This window comes from Ferruginivarius sediminum, from assembly GCF_003344765.1.
Classification (GTDB): Bacteria; Pseudomonadota; Alphaproteobacteria; order Kiloniellales; family Rhodovibrionaceae; genus Ferruginivarius; species Ferruginivarius sediminum.
Map to the genome: position 1 here is coordinate 1 of NZ_QPMH01000024.1, position 17945 is coordinate 17945.

At 67.0% G+C, this 17945-nt stretch carries 19 protein-coding genes; 8 read left to right on the forward strand and 11 right to left on the reverse strand.

Annotated elements, in window-relative coordinates; all coding sequences use genetic code 11:
* The first annotated feature begins 63 nt into the window (after positions 1-63).
* Positions 64-1533, forward strand: coding sequence for a trimethylamine methyltransferase family protein (locus DRB17_RS17265; RefSeq protein WP_114583482.1), 1470 nt, complete (start codon positions 64-66; stop codon positions 1531-1533).
* A gap of 138 nt (positions 1534-1671) precedes the next feature.
* Positions 1672-2535, forward strand: coding sequence for a mechanosensitive ion channel family protein (locus DRB17_RS17270; RefSeq protein ID WP_114583483.1), 864 nt, complete (start codon positions 1672-1674; stop codon positions 2533-2535).
* A 36-nt stretch (positions 2536-2571) separates the two neighbouring features.
* Here the strand turns inward: DRB17_RS17270 and DRB17_RS17275 are convergent, their stop codons facing one another.
* Positions 2572-3195 (reverse strand): peptidoglycan-binding domain-containing protein, encoded by a 624-nt coding sequence (locus DRB17_RS17275; protein ID WP_114583484.1) that lies wholly within the window; start codon positions 3193-3195, stop codon positions 2572-2574.
* Between the two features lie 385 nt (positions 3196-3580).
* Here DRB17_RS17275 and DRB17_RS17280 point away from each other — a divergent pair, with 385 nt between their 5' ends.
* Positions 3581-3763, forward strand: a complete 183-nt coding sequence (locus tag DRB17_RS17280; protein WP_114583485.1) for a YqaE/Pmp3 family membrane protein — start codon at positions 3581-3583, stop codon at positions 3761-3763.
* Complete coding sequence (locus DRB17_RS17285; RefSeq protein ID WP_114583486.1) at positions 3760-4170, forward strand: hypothetical protein; 411 nt, start codon at positions 3760-3762, stop codon at positions 4168-4170. The genes DRB17_RS17280 and DRB17_RS17285 overlap by 4 nt, the downstream gene beginning before the upstream one ends.
* 4 nt (positions 4171-4174) lie before the next feature.
* On the opposite strand, the gene DRB17_RS17290 is transcribed toward DRB17_RS17285, so the two are convergent.
* Genes DRB17_RS17290 through DRB17_RS17320 form a run of 7 tightly spaced genes read right to left on the reverse strand, consistent with a single transcriptional unit; the run spans position 4175 to position 9631 of the window.
* The gene (locus DRB17_RS17290; RefSeq protein ID WP_114583487.1) at positions 4175-4795 is read right to left on the reverse strand and encodes an ABC-type transport auxiliary lipoprotein family protein; all 621 of its coding nucleotides are present in this window, start codon (positions 4793-4795) and stop codon (positions 4175-4177) included.
* A 5-nt stretch (positions 4796-4800) separates the two neighbouring features.
* Complete coding sequence (locus DRB17_RS17295) at positions 4801-5853, reverse strand: MlaD family protein (RefSeq protein WP_114583488.1); 1053 nt, start codon at positions 5851-5853, stop codon at positions 4801-4803.
* A gap of 41 nt (positions 5854-5894) precedes the next feature.
* On the reverse strand, positions 5895-6743 hold the full coding sequence (locus DRB17_RS17300) for an ABC transporter ATP-binding protein (protein WP_114583489.1): 849 nt from the start codon (positions 6741-6743) through the stop codon (positions 5895-5897).
* Complete coding sequence (locus DRB17_RS17305; protein WP_114583490.1) at positions 6740-7552, reverse strand: MlaE family ABC transporter permease; 813 nt, start codon at positions 7550-7552, stop codon at positions 6740-6742. Before DRB17_RS17305 ends, DRB17_RS17300 begins: the two co-directional genes overlap by 4 nt.
* Complete coding sequence (locus DRB17_RS17310) at positions 7552-7893, reverse strand: STAS domain-containing protein (RefSeq protein ID WP_241503881.1); 342 nt, start codon at positions 7891-7893, stop codon at positions 7552-7554. The genes DRB17_RS17305 and DRB17_RS17310 overlap by 1 nt, the downstream gene beginning before the upstream one ends.
* Positions 7893-8348: an ATP-binding protein gene (locus tag DRB17_RS17315; RefSeq protein ID WP_114583491.1), complete on the reverse strand. Its 456-nt coding sequence runs from the start codon at positions 8346-8348 to the stop codon at positions 7893-7895. Before DRB17_RS17315 ends, DRB17_RS17310 begins: the two co-directional genes overlap by 1 nt.
* Entirely contained in the window at positions 8345-9631 is a 1287-nt protein-coding gene (locus tag DRB17_RS17320; protein WP_161958879.1) for a PP2C family protein-serine/threonine phosphatase, read from the reverse strand. The genes DRB17_RS17315 and DRB17_RS17320 overlap by 4 nt, the downstream gene beginning before the upstream one ends.
* Positions 9632-9831: 200 nt before the next feature.
* Between DRB17_RS17320 and DRB17_RS17325 the strand changes: the two genes are divergently transcribed.
* Genes DRB17_RS17325 through ccmI form a run of 3 tightly spaced genes read left to right on the forward strand, consistent with a single transcriptional unit; the run spans position 9832 to position 14077 of the window.
* The gene (locus DRB17_RS17325) at positions 9832-11844 is read left to right on the forward strand and encodes a heme lyase CcmF/NrfE family subunit (RefSeq protein ID WP_114583493.1); all 2013 of its coding nucleotides are present in this window, start codon (positions 9832-9834) and stop codon (positions 11842-11844) included.
* Positions 11845-11849: 5 nt separating this feature from the next.
* Entirely contained in the window at positions 11850-12323 is a 474-nt protein-coding gene (locus DRB17_RS17330) for a cytochrome c-type biogenesis protein (RefSeq protein WP_114583524.1), read from the forward strand.
* Positions 12320-14077: a c-type cytochrome biogenesis protein CcmI gene (gene ccmI / locus DRB17_RS17335; protein ID WP_114583494.1), complete on the forward strand. Its 1758-nt coding sequence runs from the start codon at positions 12320-12322 to the stop codon at positions 14075-14077. The genes DRB17_RS17330 and ccmI overlap by 4 nt, the downstream gene beginning before the upstream one ends.
* 81 nt (positions 14078-14158) lie before the next feature.
* On the opposite strand, the gene DRB17_RS17340 is transcribed toward ccmI, so the two are convergent.
* Positions 14159-15022 carry a glycine betaine ABC transporter substrate-binding protein gene (locus tag DRB17_RS17340; protein ID WP_114583495.1) on the reverse strand — a complete coding sequence of 288 codons (864 nt, stop codon included), beginning with the start codon at positions 15020-15022 and terminating at the stop codon, positions 14159-14161.
* Between the two features lie 67 nt (positions 15023-15089).
* Positions 15090-16337 carry a M24 family metallopeptidase gene (locus DRB17_RS17345; RefSeq protein WP_206607931.1) on the reverse strand — a complete coding sequence of 416 codons (1248 nt, stop codon included), beginning with the start codon at positions 16335-16337 and terminating at the stop codon, positions 15090-15092.
* Positions 16338-16441: 104 nt separating this feature from the next.
* On the opposite strand from DRB17_RS17345, the gene DRB17_RS17350 reads away from it, so the two are divergent.
* A complete protein-coding gene (locus DRB17_RS17350; RefSeq protein WP_114583497.1) occupies positions 16442-17344 on the forward strand; it encodes a LysR substrate-binding domain-containing protein in 903 nt (300 codons plus the stop codon).
* A 27-nt stretch (positions 17345-17371) separates the two neighbouring features.
* On the opposite strand, the gene DRB17_RS17355 is transcribed toward DRB17_RS17350, so the two are convergent.
* Positions 17372-17800, reverse strand: a complete 429-nt coding sequence (locus DRB17_RS17355; protein ID WP_114583498.1) for a CBS domain-containing protein — start codon at positions 17798-17800, stop codon at positions 17372-17374.
* Positions 17801-17945: the final 145 nt, after the last annotated feature.

Below are 17945 nucleotides of genomic sequence, written 5' to 3' on the forward strand. Positions count from 1 at the left end.
TGAGCGACAGCCCTTCCTCGGTGAGGATTTCGTAAAGGGGAATGTTCCGGCTGATGTAGCGGAGTGGCTGTACGCCGCTACATCAGCCGGAACATTCCCCTTTACGAAATCCTCACCGAGGAAGGGCTGTCGCTGATCGAACACAATGCCGACACCATCCTGGAAGAGGTCGGCATCGAGTTCCGTGACGACCCCGAGGCGCTGCGCCTTTGGAAGGACGCCGGCGCCGACGTGGACGGAGAGCGCGTGCGCATCCCGCGTGGCATGGCCCGCGAGCTGTTGAAGCAGGCCCCGGCAGAGTTCACCCAGCATGCCCGCAACCCGGAGCGCTCGGTGCAAATCGGCGGCAACAACACGGTCTTTGCGCCGGTCTACGGCCCGCCGTTCATCCGCAACCTGGACGAGGGGCGCCGCTACGCCACGCTGGCCGACTTCCAGAAGCTGGTGAAAATCATCTACATGACGCCGGGGCTGCACCATTCCGGCGGCACCGTGTGCGAGCCGGTCGACGTGCCCGTGAACAAGCGGCACCTCGACATGGTGTACACGCACATGCGCAACTCGGATAAGCCCTTCATGGGCTCGGTCACCGCGCCGGAGCGCGCGGAGGACACCGTGGCGATGGCGAAGTTGCTGTTCGGCGAGGAATTCGTCGACAACAACACCTGCATCATCAACCTGATCAACGCGAATTCGCCGATGACCTTCGACGCCACCATGCTGGGCGCGCTGAAGGTCTATGCGGCGGCCGGGCAGGCCTGTATCGTCTCGCCGTTCATCCTGGCGGGCGCCATGGCGCCGGTCACGATTGCCGGCACGCTGACGCAGACACTGGCCGAGGCAATGGCCGGCATGGCGTTCGCGCAGCTCGTGCGGCCCGGCGCGCCCGTGGTCTTCGGCTCGTTCGCCAGCTCGATCTCGATGCAGTCGGGTGCGCCCACCTTTGGCACGCCCGAGCCGGCGCTGGTGCTTTACGGCTGCTCGGCGCTGGCGCGCCGCCTGGGTGTGCCCTTCCGCTCGGGTGGTTCGCTCTGCGGCTCCAAGGTGCCGGACGCGCAGGCGGCTTACGAAAGCGCCAACACCCTGCTGCCGACGGTGCTTGCGGGCGTCAACTTCGCGCTGCACTCAGCCGGCTGGCTGGAGGGCGGGCTGGTGTCGTCCTTCGAGAAGCTGGTGATGGACGGCGACCAGCTTGCGATGATGCACAACATGCTGGCGGGTGTGGACCTGTCCGAGAACGGCCAGGCGATGGACGCCATCCGCGAGGTCGGCCCCGGCAGCCACTATCTGGGCGCCACTCACACGCAGGCGAACTTCCAGACCGCCTTCTTCCGCTCGCAGATCGCCGACAACAACTCCTTCGAGCAGTGGGAGTCCGAGGGCGGCCAGGATGCCAGCCAGCGCGCCAACGCGCTGTGGAAGAAGCGGCTGGAGGAATACCAAGACCCTGGCCTCGACCCGGCCATCGACGAGGCGCTGCAGGATTTCGTCGCCCGCAAAAAGGAATCGATGCCGGATAGCTTCTCGGCCTGATAACCCGAGCCCGGGCACTCCTGCACGGAACCGATCCCCGGAAAGGCCGTTTTACTACCCGAAAATGATTATCGACGCCGGGCCGCGCTGGGAGTGATACTCCCAGCGCGGCCGGTGCTGATTCGGGAAGGGAACGGCATGGATCAGGCAAGCAACCTGGAGGGTGGCGAAACGCTTCAGCGCGCGATGGAACTCGTCACCTCTTATGGGATGAGCGTGCTGGGCGGTATCGCCATTCTCATCGTCGGCTGGATCGCGGCGAACTGGATCTCCGGCGGCGTGCGGCGCAGCCTTACGCGCGCCAAGCGGGTGGACGATACCTTACGCGGCTTCCTGGTCAGCCTTGTCAAATACGTCATCCTGGCCTTCGTCGTCATCGCCGTGCTGAGCCAATTTGGCGTCCAGACGGCCAGCCTGATCGCCATCTTCGGTGCCGCCGGCCTCGCCGTCGGCCTGGCCCTGCAAGGCACGCTGTCGAACGTGTCGGCGGGGGTGATGCTGCTGCTGTTCCGCCCGATCAGGGTCGGCCAGTATGTCGAGGTCGCCGGCCAGGCCGGCACGGTGCGGGAGATCAACCTGTTCGTGACCGAGCTTGCCACGCCCGACAACGTGCAGATCATCATCCCGAACTCGCAGGTCTGGGGCACCTCGGTGGTGAACTATTCCCACCACACGACCCGGCGGGTGGACTTCACGCTGGGCATCGCCTACGCCGACAGCATCGAGCGGGCGATGAGCGCGATCCATGAGGTGCTGAAAGCGGAGAGCCGAATCCTGGGCGAGCCGGAGCCGCAGGTCGTCGTCGGCGCGCTGAGCGACAGCTCGGTCGACATCATCGTCCGCGTCTGGGCCAAGGCGGAGGACTACTGGCCAGTGAGGTTCGATCTGACCAGGAAGTTCAAGGAAACCTTCGACGCAAAGGGCATTTCCATCCCCTTCCCGCAGCGTGAGGTGCACGTCTTCGAGCACAAATCCGAAACGACCGAGCGCAAGTCGGCGTGAGCCTTGCCGCGAAACCGTACAGTCGGCCGGCGGCGGCTATTGGCGGGCGGCGCGCAGCAGGCGCAGCAGCGTCACTTGGTCCGGCAGGCCCGTCTGTTCCAGGCCCTCGGCGGCCTGGAACGCCTTGAAGGCGTCGCGCGTACGCGGGCCATAGGCGCCGTCGATACCGCCGTCGTAGAACCCGGCCTCGGCCAGGGCCTGCTGCGCACGCTTCAGGACGGTGGTATAGACCATCACCTGCTTGCCGCCGGCCTCCGTCGTCACCGGCTCATCCCGCACCTTCAGGCGGTGCGGCTCAAGCTCGCGGACCATGCTGGAAATGGCTTGGAAAAAAGGTACGTCCGGGTTGTTGGTGCAGAACCCGCGAAGCAGGGCGGCCAAAAGGTCGATGCCCTCGAACGGCGTAACGTCGTAGGTGTCGTCCGAAACCTGATTGTAGGCCGTGAGGTAGCCCTCGATCCAGCCGCCGTAGTTGTAGTACTTCGCCGAACGCTCCTTCGCGGCCGCGACGAACTCGCGGCAGGCTGTCTGCCCGACCCCTTCCACGGCGAATGTGCCGTCGGTGTCGGCCGCGCCGGCCGGTTGGGCGTGAAAGACAAGGGTGGCGACAGCCGCGGCAAGCGCAAAGCCGCGGATTGTACGACCAGACAGGCTCTCCATGATCGCTCTCGCATCGTTTCCGGGTTTGCGCGCAGGCTACAGGAAGCGTGGGGGTCCCGGAAGACACCCAATACCCGACGCCGGAGCTGAGGGGATGACCGATTCGCTTGCGAGGCCGCCTGGGCCAAGCCACCGCTATTGGTCTGGCGTGGCCGGCGCGGCGCCCAAAGCGGCGACACCGTCGCGATGATCACGCGCGAAACCTGCCGCGATACGATGAAGGGCGCCCCGCATGACTATCGTGTCCGAATGTCATTGTCGTCCGGCGAAATCCTGACGGGTTGCTGTAACCAAACGAGGTAGGAACAAGAAAGCAGTTGTCTTTCTCCACGGCAAACAAACATTGTGTTTCAATGAATCGGCATTTGGTTTTGGAGTTTGCTGAATGAACCTCATCCGCATCATCCTCGCCATCTTCCTGCCGCCCGTGGCCGCCTTCCTGACCGTCGGGCTGGGCCTGCATTTCTGGCTGAACCTGATCCTCACGCTGATCTTCTTCGTGCCGGGCATGATCCACGCCCTGTGGCTCGTCGTCAGCCATGCCCAGAAGCCGGGAACCGGGCAATGAGCAGCAGGGTGCTTCACTGCATCCTGCTGGCCAGCACCATTGCCCTTCCCACGCAAGGCACCTGGGCACAGTCGGCAATGCCGACGCAGGGCGACTCCGGCGAGGGGCGCTATCAGATCGTGCGGGCCAGCGAGACGCGCGTCTGGCGGCTGGATACCAAGACCGGGGAGATCGCCGTCTGCACCCTGGAAGGCGATCGCCTCATCTGCTCCACCAGCACGGGCGCGGCCACGCCGCCGGAAAAGAGCTACGAGGCACTTCAGGAAGAGCGCCAGCAGCACGAACAGGCCGAGGCCGAGGAACAGATCGCGTTCCTTGACAGGATGCTGGAGATGATCCGCGAACTCATGGCCTACGCCATCCGCAGCAAGAACGGCGAAGGCGAAGGTCAAGGCGCGCAGCCTTGATCCCCTACCCCGTGCTCTCCACGCCGTTCGCTTCGGCGAGGTCGTCGAGGAAGCGCGCGGCGACACCGGTGAGGGCCGTCTGGAACTCCTCCACCGCCGCCGGAACCCCCTCGCCCTGCACCGGCGAGCGCTCGATATAGCGCTTGTGCAGGACGAGCCGGCCATCCGCCGTGCGGGTGACGTTGATGTCGAGAGCGATTACCACCTCGGCGCCGCCGCCGCCGCGGATGGTGTGCTGAAGCTGGTTCAGCTTGCCCGTCACTTGGTAGTCGCTGCGCACGCGGGCTCCCGGCGTGACCACGCGTGGCGCCGCCCGGGACTGGCGCAGGGCGTTCACGATCGCTTCCTGCAACAGCAGCGTCGGCGAATCGACCCAGTAGTGATAGCTGTACTGGCGCAGCGCCGGCCCGCTTTCCTGATAGATCACCGCCCGCTCCGAGGTCAGGCCATCGGCCTCGAAGCGCGTCACCTCCACAGTGCCGTCCAGGACCGGCATGCCATAGCGCCGCCCCGGATCGTCGATGGCCAAACGATAGAAGCTGTCCCGCGGCACGCTGCCGCCGCCACCGCACGCGGCCAGCACCAAGCCCGATCCCGCCAGCAGCAGAAGGTCGCGTCGCCGCATGGCCCTCACCTCTCCCCGGAACTTGTCCGGCCGCCCAGCAGGAGGCCCGGATTCTGGCGGATCTCGCGCGCGAACTCGTGCATGTTGCGGCTCGTGCCCTCCAGGTTGTAGCTGATCGCGTCGATGTGCTCGGAGACCACGCGCAGCGTGTAGCGCAGGTCCTTCACGCTCTGGCTCACGGCCTCCGAATTCTCGGAGACGGTGTCGTCCAGGGATGCGATCAAGCCGTCGATCCTCTTTTGACTACGTCGCAGCTCCTGGGCCAGTTGCACGAATTCCTCGGAGAAGCCGCGCATGTTCGACAGCGTCCGGCGGACGTCCTGACGGTTGGCGTCGCCGAGAAGCCCCTCGCTCAGGTTCTTCGACGCCTGCTCCAGGTTGGCCAGGGTGCGGCGGATCAACGCCAGGTTTTCCGGCGAGGCGACACCGTCGTTCAGCCGCTCGGTGAAATTCTCCAGGTTTCCCGTGACGCGCGGGGCGGTTCCGGCCAGTGCGCCCGTCGTGCTTTCCAGATCGTCCAGCAGGCGTGGCGCGCGTTCCGTCATCAGTCTGCCGAAGGTGTCGACATAGCGGTTCATCTTGTCCAGGAGCGGCATCAGGCCCTCCCGGTTCAGGCTGTTGATCTCGCCCGCCACCTTCGACACGGCCGCAAAGACATCGGCCGACGCCCCCGGCTCGATCATCGCGCCGGGCTCCAGCGTCCGCGCCGCCTGACCTTCCTGTATCTCGATGCCCACGCCGGCCAGCAGGCCGCTGGAGGCAATCACCGCCTGGCTGTCCTCGGGGATCGGGAAGCCCTTGCGGACCGACATCTCGACCCGGAAGCGGACATCCCCGTCGGCGGTCAGCGGCTCAACGCTTTCCACTTGGCCGACGGGATAGCCCTCGAACATAACCTGTGTGCCGAACGCCACCCCGGAGACATTGTCGTAGACGGTGTAATAGCTGTCCCTGGCGCCCGTGCGCCCCGTCAGCAGGGCGATGGCGACCAGGAAGCCGGCCACCACCAGAATGACGAAGGCCCCGACAGCGACATAATTGACCCGGCTGCTGCGCATGCGGTTCGCCTAAACGGTTTCCGGAGGGGAAAGCATGATCATCAGTGTATGCCTCCCGTCAATCGTTGGAGGTATGCGTCGGGGTCCTGCTCCTGCCCCTCGGGCCGCCGGTTCAGCAGATCCTGAACGCGCGCGTCCTCGCTGGCCCGCACTTCCTCCGGCGTGCCGACGATGCGGATCTCGCCCTGATCGAGCACGCAGATGCGATCGGCAATGGTGAACGCCGACTCCAGTTCGTGCGTTACGACGACGATGGTCATGCCGAAGGCGTCGCGCAGGTTCAGGATGAGCTGGTCGATGGCCGACGCCACCACCGGGTCCAGGCCGGCCGAGGGCTCGTCGCAGAACAGGATCTTCGGGTCCATGATGATGGCGCGGGCGAAGGCGGCGCGCTTGACCATGCCGCCGGACAGCTCGGCGGGCATCAGGTCCTCGAAACCGGCCAGGTTCACCACCTCCATCTTCATGCGCGCCATGATGCGCATCGTCTGCTCGTCCAGCTTCGTGTGCTCGCGCAGCGGCAGCATGATGTTCTCGCCAACGGTCATGGAGGAGAACAGCGCCCCGCCCTGAAAGGCGACGCCCATCTTGCAGCGCAGCTTCGTCAGCTCGACCTGGGAGAGCTTGCTGATGTCCCGGCCCAGAATCCGCACCGTGCCCGAGGTCGGGTGCAGCAGGCCCAGAAGGTGGTTCAGCAGCGTGGACTTGCCGCTGCCGGAGCCGCCCATGATCACCATGATCTCGCCCGGCTGGATGCCGAGGTTCAGGTCCTTCAGCACGTGCCTGTCGCCGTAATGGGTGTTGAGGTGGCTGACCTCGATCACCGGCCCGCCGGCGCCGGCCGCCGTTTCGTCCGCATCCGGCAGGATCTGTGAGGTTGCCTGGCTCATCGGGTCAGCAGGAACACGAAGATCATGTCGGTGATGACGATGGCGCTGATCGCCTGCACAACCGCGCGCGTGGTGGCCCGGCCGACGCCCTCGGCCCCGCCGGTGACGGACGCCCCGTTGACCACGCCGATCAGCGCGATCAGCACCGCGAAGATGGCGCTCTTGCCAAGACCGTGCAGAACGTCGTCCAGGGCGATAGCGTCGAGCACCTGGTCGAAATAGGCGCCAAGGCTCATCCCCAGGTCGATGGAAACGAAAAGCCCGCCGCCCAGCAGCGCGACGCAGTCGGCCCAGAAGGTCAGCACCGGCACCATCACCAGCATGGCCAGCAGCGCCGGCGTCACCAGAAAGCGTACCGGCGCGATGCCGATGACCCGCAGCGCGTCGATCTCCTGCGTGATCCGCATGGTGCCGATGCGCGCCGCCAGCGCCGAGCCGGAGCGGCCAGCCACCAGGATACCGGTGATGAGCGGCGCGAACTCTCGCGTCACCGAAAGCGCGATGCCCAGCGTGACCCTCGATTCCGCGCCGAAGGTGCGCAGCGTGTGGATGCCCTGGATCGCCAGCATCACACCGATGGTCATCGCCAGCACGGTGACGATCGGCACCGCGAGGACACCGATCTCCATCGCCTGCTGGAACACCTGATGGATGCGCACCGGCTGCCGCCGGGCATGGCCGACGACCAGCCACATCACCCCCTCGCCCAGCAACGTGGCGGCATAGCCAACCTCGCCGATACCGGTCACGGCGGCGCGGCCGATACGGTCGAGGAGCCCCGTGACGCCGCCATCGCGAGAGATCGCCATCAGGCCTCCCCGAAGCCGATGTCGATGTCGGGCAGGATCGGGAATATCCGGTCGAGCTGGGCGATCTTCAATACGCGCATGGCGCCCTCCGGCACGCGCGCCAGGGCAAAGCGCAGGCCGTCCTTGCGCGCCCGCTGGAACGCCTCGATCAGGCTGGCGACACCCGACGAATCGATGTAGCTGACGCCGTTGAGATCGATAAGCAGGTCCCGCTTGCCCTCGACGCGCTCCAGCAAGGTACGGCGAAGCTGGGAGGACACCTCCAGATCCACCTCGCCGGCAAGGTGCAGCACGTCCACGCCGCCGTGCCGCTCGCTCTGCATCTCCAGGTCCCGCGCCATCACTCGATCCGTTTCACCAGTTTCAAGATGTTCCCGGCCCCCTGCGTCGGCGGCTCGAACTCCACGCTGTCCGCCGCCGCTTGGATCAGATGCGTGCCAAGCCCGCCAGGGCGCAACTCGTCGAGCGGACGCGGCTGGATGCCCGCCGGATCGACAGGTTCGGCATAGTCGATCAACCGGATGACCGCGTTGTCCCCCGCGCGCTCGATACGAAGCAGGATAACGCCTTTGGGATCGCCCTTGTAGGCATAGCGGATAATGTTCTGGCACGCCTCGTCCACGGCACTCACCAGCCCCTCGACCACGCCGGGCGAGCAATCGAGTTCGCGCGCGGCCTCGCCCACCACCCGGCGGATCAGGCGCAGCCGCGCGGGCAGCGCGTGAACGCGCAGTTCGCAGACCATCTCGTCCGACTCGGAGTCGCCGCTTCGCACGACGTCGCGCCCCCCGGTCATGCGTCCGGCCCCTGCACCATGACCAGGGTCAGGTCGTCCGCCGGGGCGCCGCCGCGCGGCGCCACCTGCTCCACGATGCGGCGGATGCGCTCCCCGGGAGGCAGGTTCTCACCCTCCACGGTACGGATGAGATCGGCGATGCCGTCCTGCCCCCAGGGTTCGCCGTCGGGGCGGCGCGCCTCGGTCAGGCCGTCGGTGAAGAGGTAGAGGCGGCGGCCCTTCAGGACGATTCCGGCCGCGTCCTCTTCGTGTTCGAAATCGAGTTCCGGCAGGATGCCAAGCGGCGGCGCATGGGCGCGCACGCACTCGCCGACATCGGCCTCCCTGCCGTCGGCGGCGTAGAGCAGCGCCGGCTCGTGCCCGGCGTTGGCCAGCCGCGCCACGCCGCTTTCCGGGTCATAGATGCCGCAGGTCATGGTGACGAACATGCCCTGCGTCGCGGTTTCGTTCAGTTCCCGGTTGATGCTGGCGAGCACGGCGGCGGGGTCGTCCGCCGTCTTCGCTAGATAGCGGAACAGGCTGGCAGTCTTGGCCATCAGCAGCGAAGCGTTGACGCCCTTGCCGGAAACGTCGCCGACGTTGAACCACAGCCGGCCGTCCGGCCGCGCCACGATGTCATAGAAATCGCCGGAAACCTGCCGCGCCGGCCAGTTGATACCATGAACCGGATAGTCATCCGGGCAGTCGGCGGGCAGGAAGCTCCGCTGGATCGAGGCCGCCAGCTCGATCTCCCGGCGCAGGCCCTCGCGGGCCACCATCTCGGCGGCCAGCCGGGCGTTGATCAGCGCCAGCGCCGCCGACGCCGCCAGCGCCTCCAGCAACCGCCGGTCGCGGTCGTCGAACAGCCGGCCGCCGCGCTTGTTGATCAGCTCGATCGCGCCCAGCAACTGGTCGCGCACGCCCAGCGGCGCGCAGAGGACCGAGCGCGTGGTGAGCCCGGTCTGCTCGTCGACGTTATCGGCGAAATCCGGGTCCTTTGCGGCATCCCGGACAATCTGCGAGTGTCCCGTCTGCACCGCGCGGCCAACGATGCCGGCATCGGACGCCAGTCGCAGGCCCGCGATGTCCACCGGGCCATAGCAGCCACGGCAGACGAGCGTGCCGTCCTCAAGCACGAATAAAGAAGCCGCTTCCGCATCGAGCGTATGCGCGATACGCTCCAGCCCGCGCTGCAAGGTCGCGTCGATATCCTGCGATTCGGCGAAATCGCGGCTCATCTCCGCGACCAGGGCGAGATGATCGATGGTGTCCGCCGGCACGGCGGTGGCTGTACGGCCGGTCATGCCATTGTCCACGGATAGGGCCTCGCGCGCCTGGAAGGCTAGCCGAGCGATAGGGCCGGCGGCAAGCTTGGCGCGACCCGGGGTCGCACCGTGGCCGGTATGGGATGAGGACATCACTTGATGTATAAAACCACCACTTTCGACGAGGGGGCGGACCGGCGTGCCGGTTCCCCGGCGGCCAAGCGGAGAGCAGACCTGCGATGATCGTCGAACTCGGCCACTTTGCGCTCGTGCTGGCACTGTTCACGGCGCTGATCCAGGCGGTCCTGCCGATGTGGGGCGCGCAACGGCGGATTCCGGGCTTCATGGCGCTGGCGACGCCGGCGTCGGTGGTGCAACTGGCTTTGATCGCCGTCGCTTTCCTGGCGCTCATGCACGCCTATGTCACCAGCGATTTCACCGTGCTCAACGTGGTGCAGAACTCGCACTCGCTGAAGCCGATGCTCTACAAGATCTCCGGCGTTTGGGGGAACCACGAGGGCTCGCTGGTGCTGTGGGTGTTGATCCTGGCGCTGTTCGGGGCGATCGTCGCGGTGTTCGGGCGCAACCTGCCGCCGACGTTGAAGGCGCGGACGCTGTCGGTACAGGCGCTGATCGCGGTCGGCTTCCTGCTGTTCATGCTGTTCACCTCCAACCCGTTCGAGCGGGTGTTCCCGCCGCCGGCCAACGGGCAGGACCTGAACCCGCTGCTGCAGGACCCCGGCCTCGCCTTCCATCCGCCGATGCTCTACACCGGCTATGTCGGCTTCTCGATCGTGTTCTCCTTTGCAGTCGCGGCGCTGATCGAGGGCCGGGTGGATGCCGCCTGGGCGCGCTGGGTGCGGCCTTGGACGCTGCTGGCCTGGGTGTTCCTCACGCTGGGCATCGCGCTTGGAAGCTGGTGGGCGTACTACGAACTCGGCTGGGGCGGCTGGTGGTACTGGGACCCGGTCGAGAACGCCTCGTTCATGCCGTGGCTGGTCGGCACGGCCCTGTTGCACTCCGCCATCGTGGTGGAGAAGCGCGACGCGCTGAAGACCTGGACCATCCTGCTGGCGATCCTGGCCTTCTCGCTCAGCCTGATCGGCACGTTCCTGGTGCGCTCGGGCGTGCTGACCTCGGTGCACGCCTTCGCCACCGACCCGGACCGGGGCGTTTTCATCCTGGGTCTGCTGATCGTCGCTATCGGCGGCAGCCTGCTGCTCTATGCGTGGCGCGCGCCGACACTGAAGGGCGGCGGCCTGTTCGCGCCGATCAGCCGCGAGGGCGCGCTCGTCCTCAACAACCTGCTGCTCTCCGCCGCCGCGGCGACGGTGCTGATCGGCACGCTCTACCCGCTGTTCCTGGAGGCGCTGGGCGGTGGCAAGGTGTCGGTCGGCCCGCCCTACTTCAATGCCACCTTCATCCCGCTGATGCTGCCGATGATCGCGGCGCTGGGCGTTGGTCCGCTGCTGGCCTGGAAGCGGGCCGATCTGAAGGGCGCGCTGTCGCGCCTGAAGCTCGCGTTCGTGGTGACGGCGGTCGTCTTCGCGGTCATGGGCTACCTGCTGTGGGGCCGCAGCATCTTCGGCGTGCTCGGCATGGCGCTGGCGGCGTGGCTGGCGACGGCTGTCGCCATCGAGTTCGCCGAGCGTTGCGGCGTCGGAAAGCGCGGCGGTCCGGCCACGTGGCTGAAACGTGCCCGTGGCATGCCGCGCGCGGCCTGGGGCATGACGCTGGCGCACTTTGGCCTTGCCGTCTGCATGGTCGGCATGACCGGCTCCGCCCTGTGGCAGAGCGAGGAGATCCGCGTCATGCGCCCCGGCGAGACGGCGCAGGTCGGCGGCTATAGCTACACGTTCGAGGGCGCCGAGCAGGTCGAGGGGCCGAACTACACCGCCACGCGCGGACACTTCACCGTGACCTCCGGCGGCGACCTCATCGCCAACCTGGATCCAGAGCGCCGGCGCTACGTCGTCAGCGGGCGCGAGACGACCGAGGCGGCCATCGTGACCCGGCCGCTGGGCGATCTCTTCGCGGTCATCGGCGAGCAGCAGAGCGGCCAGGCGTTCACCGTCCGGCTTTACTTCAAGCCGGTCGTGTCCTGGATCTGGTCGGGCGCGCTGTTGATGGCGATCGGCGGGCTGTTCAGCCTCAGTGACCGGCGCCTGCGCGTGGGCGCCCCGACACGCCGGGGTGCCCCGCGCGGCGGCGTGGCGCAACCATCGTTCGGCGCCGCCCGGCGGGAGGATTGAATACGGTGCGCGGAGCGATCCTGTCCCTTGTCCTCATTCTCCTGACGGCCCCCGCGTTGGCGGTGGAGCCGAAAGAGATGCTGGACGATCCGAAGCTGGAACAACGGGCGCGTGAACTGTCCGCCGAGATCCGCTGCCTGGTCTGCCAGAACCAGTCCATCGACGAATCCAACGCCGGGCTCGCCGAGGACATGCGCCTGCTGATCCGCGAGCGCATCAAGGCTGGTGACAGCAATGCCGAGATCAAGGACTACCTGACCGCCCGCTACGGCGACTTCGTCCTGCTGAAGCCGCCGATGAAGCCGGAAACTTATATCCTGTGGTACGCACCCGCAGTGCTGGTCGTCCTTGGCGCCTTCGGCGTCGGCGTCTATTTCTGGCGCCGCCGGCGCGGCGGCGCTTCGGCCAGCGACCATCTCAGCGCGGCGGAGCAGCAGCGCCTGCGCAAAATCCTGGAAGAACGCGACGGGGCCGCATGATTTTCTGGATCCTTGCCGCGCTGATGGCGGCGGCGGTCGTGGCGGCGGTGGCATGGCCGCTGCTACGCAGCCGGAAGAACGCGCGCCAGGCAGCGGACTACGACATCGAGGTCTATCGCGACCAGCTTGCCGAGGTGGAGCGCAGCCACGAGCGCGGCCAGATCGGCGACGCCGAGGCCGAGGCCGCGAAGGCGGAGATCGGGCGGCGCATCCTGGCCGCGGATCAGCGGCGCAGCGCGGCGGAGGATATGGTCGGCGCCTCCAGCGGCCTGCGGCGGGCACTGGCCGCGATCCTGGCCGTCTCCGTGCCGGCCGGCGCCGTCGGGCTCTACCTGGAACTCGGCTCCCCCGGCATGGAGGGGCTGCCGTTCGCCGAACGCGATATCCAGGAAAGCGGCACGCAGGTCGCGCGCGGGAACGGCGGAGGCGGCAATGGCAACGGCCAGCAGGGCCAAGCGCCGCAACTGCGGGAAGCCGAGCAGAACCTCGCCGCCCGGCTGAACGAGAACCCTCGGGATGCCGATGGCTGGGTCCTGCTGGGCCGCACGCGAATGGCGATGGGCCGCTACGAAGGCGCCGCCGAAGCCTTTGGCCGGGCGCGTGATTTGCGACCGGAGGACCCGAACGTCGCCGCGATGTTCGGCGAGTCGGTGGTCATGGCCTCGGGCGGAACCGTCACGCAGGCCGCCGAAACCGCCCTCAAGGCGGCGGCGAAGGCGAACCCCGGCGACACGCGCACACAATACTATCTGGCCCTGGCGGAGTTGCAGAAAGGCAATGCCGAGACCGCGCTGAACCAGTGGGCGGCGATGGTGAAGGCCGCGCCGGCCGACGCACCCTGGCTGGAGGTGGTTCGCCGGCAGATGGCCGCCGCCGAGGAGCAGCTCGGCCGCGAGCCCGGCACCACCTTCGCCGAAGTGAAGCCCGAGGCTCCGGCCGGGGCCGACGGCGCTTCCGGCCCAACGCGGGAACAGAAGCAGGCGGCGCAGGACATGTCGCCGGACGAGCGCCGGCAGATGGTGCGCGGCATGGTCGAGGGGCTGGCCGCGCGGCTGGAACAAAACCCGCGGGACTTCGAGGGCTGGCAACGGCTGATTCGCTCCTACGGTGTGCTGGGGGAGACGGAAAACGCGGAGGACGCCCTGCGCACCGCGCTGGAAACCTTCCAGAACGCCCCCTTCGTCCGCCAGCAGCTGATCGCGCAGGCACGGGAACAGAACCTTTCGCTACCCGAAGGCGTCGGCAATGGCGCTACGGGCGATACCAGCGGGCCGTCCCAAGAGCAGATGGAAGCGGCGCAGGACATGTCGCCGGAGCAGCGCCGCGAAATGATCGCCGGCATGGTCGACGGCCTTGCCAAGCGCTTGGAGGAACGGCCCGACGACCTGGAGGGCTGGCTGATGCTCGGCCGTTCCTACCGGGTGCTGGAGGAGCCGGCAAAGGCGCGTGACGCGCTGGCAAAGGCGGCGGAACTGGCGCCGGACAATGTCGAGGTGCTTTCACGCTATGCCCGTGCCATCCGCGCCGCAGCCGGAGAGCGCCAGACGGACGAGTCCTATGAGGTGACGCAGCGTATCCTGGAACTGGACGCCGACAATCCGCAGGCGCTGTGGTTCACCGCGCTGCGCCACGCTGCCAACGGCGACAGGGCGAAGGCGCGGGAAATGTTCGACCGGGCCCTGGCGCAGCTTCCCCAGGACACACCGCAAACCGCCGAACTTCGCCGCCGCGCCGAGCAGGTGCTGGCCGATTAGGAGAGCGCTCCAACGCGAAACGCCCAGACCGATACGGGTCCGGGCGTTCCCTCCGTCCCGGCTGTTCGGCCGGCTACACCGTTACTGCATCCAGGAGTCGACAAGCTCGCGGTTGTTGCCGATCCACTGGCTGGCGCCCTTGGCCGGGTCGCCGACCTCGTTGATGACGGCCATCAGCCCGCCAAGCTGCTGATCGTTCATATCCCAGGCGTTCAGCCACTCCACGACCTTCGGGTTTTCGTCCTTCAGGTCCATGTGGCTCATCCAGTGGATGTTCTCGCCCTGGCCGTAGACGTTCTTCGGGTCCTTCAGGTACTTCAAGTCGAAGTCCGCGAAGGCCCAATGCGGATTCCACAGGGTGACCACGACCGGCTCATCCTGCCTGATCGCCTTTTTCAGCGCCGAGGTCATGCCAGGACCGGAGGACGCCACCAACTCGAAGTCTTCGAGGCCGTAGGCGTCGATCGCGTCCTCTGTCAGGCCCATCAGCGCCGAACCGGGGTCGATGCCGACGATCTTCTCGTCGAACATCTCCGCGTTCGCCTTCAACTCCGGAATGGTGTCGACCTCGTCGACATAGGCCGGCACGACGAGACCCAGGCCAGTGCCGCGATACCAGGCATCCTGCAGCGCGATCCTGTCCTCGTACTTGGAATAGAACGGCTTGTCGGTCGTTGGCATCCACACCTCAAGGCCGATGTCGAGGTTCTTCCGCGCCACGCCGTCGTAGATCACCGACTTGCCGGCAGAGATCAGCTCGACGTCGTAACCCTTCTCCTCCAGCAGGATCTTCCACATGTTGGAGACGGCGACGTTTTCCGCCCAGTTGTTCAGGCCGATACGCAGTTCTCCCTCGTCCGCGCTCGCCGGCGCGCTCCAGCCGGCGGACGCGACGACAGCCGCGGCCGCCAGGGCAGCGGTACGCAATATGCTTCTACGCAACATGTCATAACCTCCCTCTATTGTGGTTCCCTTATGGGCTCCAAGAACCGGTCCCGGCACGCAGCCACCTTCAGCCCGCCGTGCCGAGCAGGCGGTCGTCGAAGGGATAGCGCGACAGCGGCTCGATGCCGGTCTCGGTAATCAGGATCTGCTCTTCCAGCTTGACGCCCTCGGCGCCACCTTCCGCGCCGATATAGCTTTCGACGCAGAGCGTCATGTTGGGCTGGACGATGCCGTCGTAGCCGACCGCTTCCAGGTCGCGCAGGTGCAGGATGTAAGGATATTCGCCGGTCATGCCGCAGCCGTGCGCCAGGACGAAATAGCGGTTGGCGGCGAAGCGGTCGGGGATTTGCCACGCCTTCTCCGCCACCTCGCGGAAGCTGCGGCCGGGCACCAGCAGCTCCATGTCGTGGTGGATCTGCTCGTGGGCCAGGCGGTACATTGTGCGCTGCTCGGCCGTCGGCTTGCCATCGCCGCACAGGAAGGTGCGGGAGAAATCGCTGTAATAGCCGTACGGCCCCACTACGTCGGTATCCAGGGCCACCAGTTCTCCGTCGCGCAGCAGGCGCGGCGAGCTTTCCTGAAACCAGGGGTTGGTTCGGGGGCCGGAGGCGAACAGCCGCGTTTCGATGTAGTCGCCGTCCTGGGCCACGTTCGCGGCATGCAACTCGGCCCAAACCTCGTTCTCGCTGGCACCGGGGCGGATCGCCTGCTCCAGACGGCGCACGCCAATCTCGGTGGCGCGCACGGAGGCGCGGATGCAGGCAAGCTCGGCCTCCGACTTGATGGCGCGCGCCCGCTCCACCGGCAACTGCGCGTCAACGATCTCGAAGCCCTTTGCGGCCAGGTCTTGCGCGGCGCCCGGAAAGATACGCTCGACACCGACGCGCACCCGCTCGCCGCAGTGGCAGCGGACGAGATCCGCGATTTCCGCGGCCCATGCGGCCGCGCGCGCATCGAGGTGCGTATCGGCGGCGACGGCGGACACGGTTGTCGCCGGGCGCACCTCGTCCACCGTCTCCAGACCGTCGGCCAGGTGGTGGGCACCGGTGAACTCGAACAGGACGACCGGCCCTTCCAGCGGAACGAAGGCATAGCGCGCCGGATTGCGCGCCATGAACACCTGCATGTTCCGCGCGCCGGTGGCATAGCGCACGTTGACCGGGTCGAACAGCACAACGGCGGCAACATCCTGGCGCGCCATCTCCATGCGCAGCCGCCGCAGGCGCCCCAGCCGAAGCTCGGGCGTATCCAGCTCCCGCGAGTGTGCCCGCGCGGCCGCTTCGACATCCCCGATGTACGGCTGTTCAGGCAGCACCGCTCGCCCTCCCACGTGCATTGCTCCTAAAACAGGTATAGGGTCAGAGGGGGCCACGCCTGTAAACCACAGCAATTGTCGCCCCATTGCCATAACCTGAACTCATGACATCGCTTCGTCGCAAACTACCCTCCCCCACCGCGCTCGTCACTTTCGAGGCCGCCGCCCGCCATCTGAACTTCACCCGCGCGGCGGCGGAGCTTCTCGTGACGCAAGCGGCTGTGAGCCGGCAGATCCGCAGGCTGGAGGACGATCTCGGCATCCGCCTGTTCCGCCGCGAATGGCGGGGCTTGGCGCTGACGGCGGACGGACGCTTCCTGCAGCGCGCCGTCGCGATGGGCCTGGACCATATCGCCAACGCCACCGACCAGTTGCGCCGCCGGCACAGCGACCGGCAGGTGACGCTGGTGGCCAACAACGCGGTGGCGTTCCTCTGGCTACAGCCGCGCACGACCAGCTATGTGGCCGCGCACCCGCAGGTCGACCTGCGCCTCGTGACCTCGGACCGGCACCTGGATTTCATGGACGAGGGCGTCGACCTGGCGGTGCGCTACGGCGACGGACAGTGGCCAGGCGTCGAGGCGTCGCTTTTGTTCGAGGAGGAGGTTTTCCCGGTCTGCAGCCCGGCCTATCTGGCCAGCCGCCCGCCTCTCGACGGCCCGGGCGCGCTGGAGAGCGAGAGACTTCTACAGATGGAGCAGCAGGGCCCGGACTGGGTTACCTGGGCCAACGTGGTCCGCGCCCTCGGCGCGGAACCGACGGAGGCCGCGGCGGAGGGGCCGCGTTTCGACAACTTCGTCCTGTTGCTGCAAGCCGCGCTCGACGGGCAGGGGATGGCCATCGGCACACGCCATCTGCTGGATCGCTATCTGGCCGACGGCCATCTGGTGCGCCCGTTTCCGGGAAGCCTGCGCACCGGACGCGGCTATTACCTGGCCCTCCCGGCGGATGTCCCCTGCGCGCCCGCCGTGCGGCACCTGCACGACTGGCTGCTTGGCAGCGTCTGAAGCGTGCGGCCTCTCAGCGCGTGGAAGCTAACCGGCGATATAGCTCTGCAGCGCCTCGCGCTCGTGCTCCAGTTCCTCGATCCGGGCCTTCACGGCGTCGCCAATGGACACGAGGCCGGCCAGCTTGCCGTTCTCGATGACCGGTACGTGGCGAAAGCGCCCCTGCGTCATCTCCCGCATAACGTGGTTGACGTCGTTCGAGGGCGTACAGGTCGTCACGTCTTTCGTCATCAGGTCGGCGACCTTCAATTTCGCCAGGTTCGGACCGTGTTCGGCTAGCGCGTGCACAACATCGCGCTCTGAGAGAATGCCGGCGATGTGTCCGCTGCCGTCCAAGGCCACGACGGCACCGATCCGCCGGGCCTTGAGCTGGGCCACGACGTCCAGGATCGCATCGTCGGGCGAGACCGTCGCAACGTCGCGGCCCTTCGTCTGCAGGATCTGCGAGACCTTCATAGTACGCCTCTCCTCCCGTTCGCCGACAGAAAACGCAGTGGGCACGGCCTTTGCCGCGCCAATCGTATAGTGTGCCACAATGCCACCCTGCACCCTAGCACCGGGCAGCGATGCACCGTTCGAACACAAGCTTGCCACACGCCGC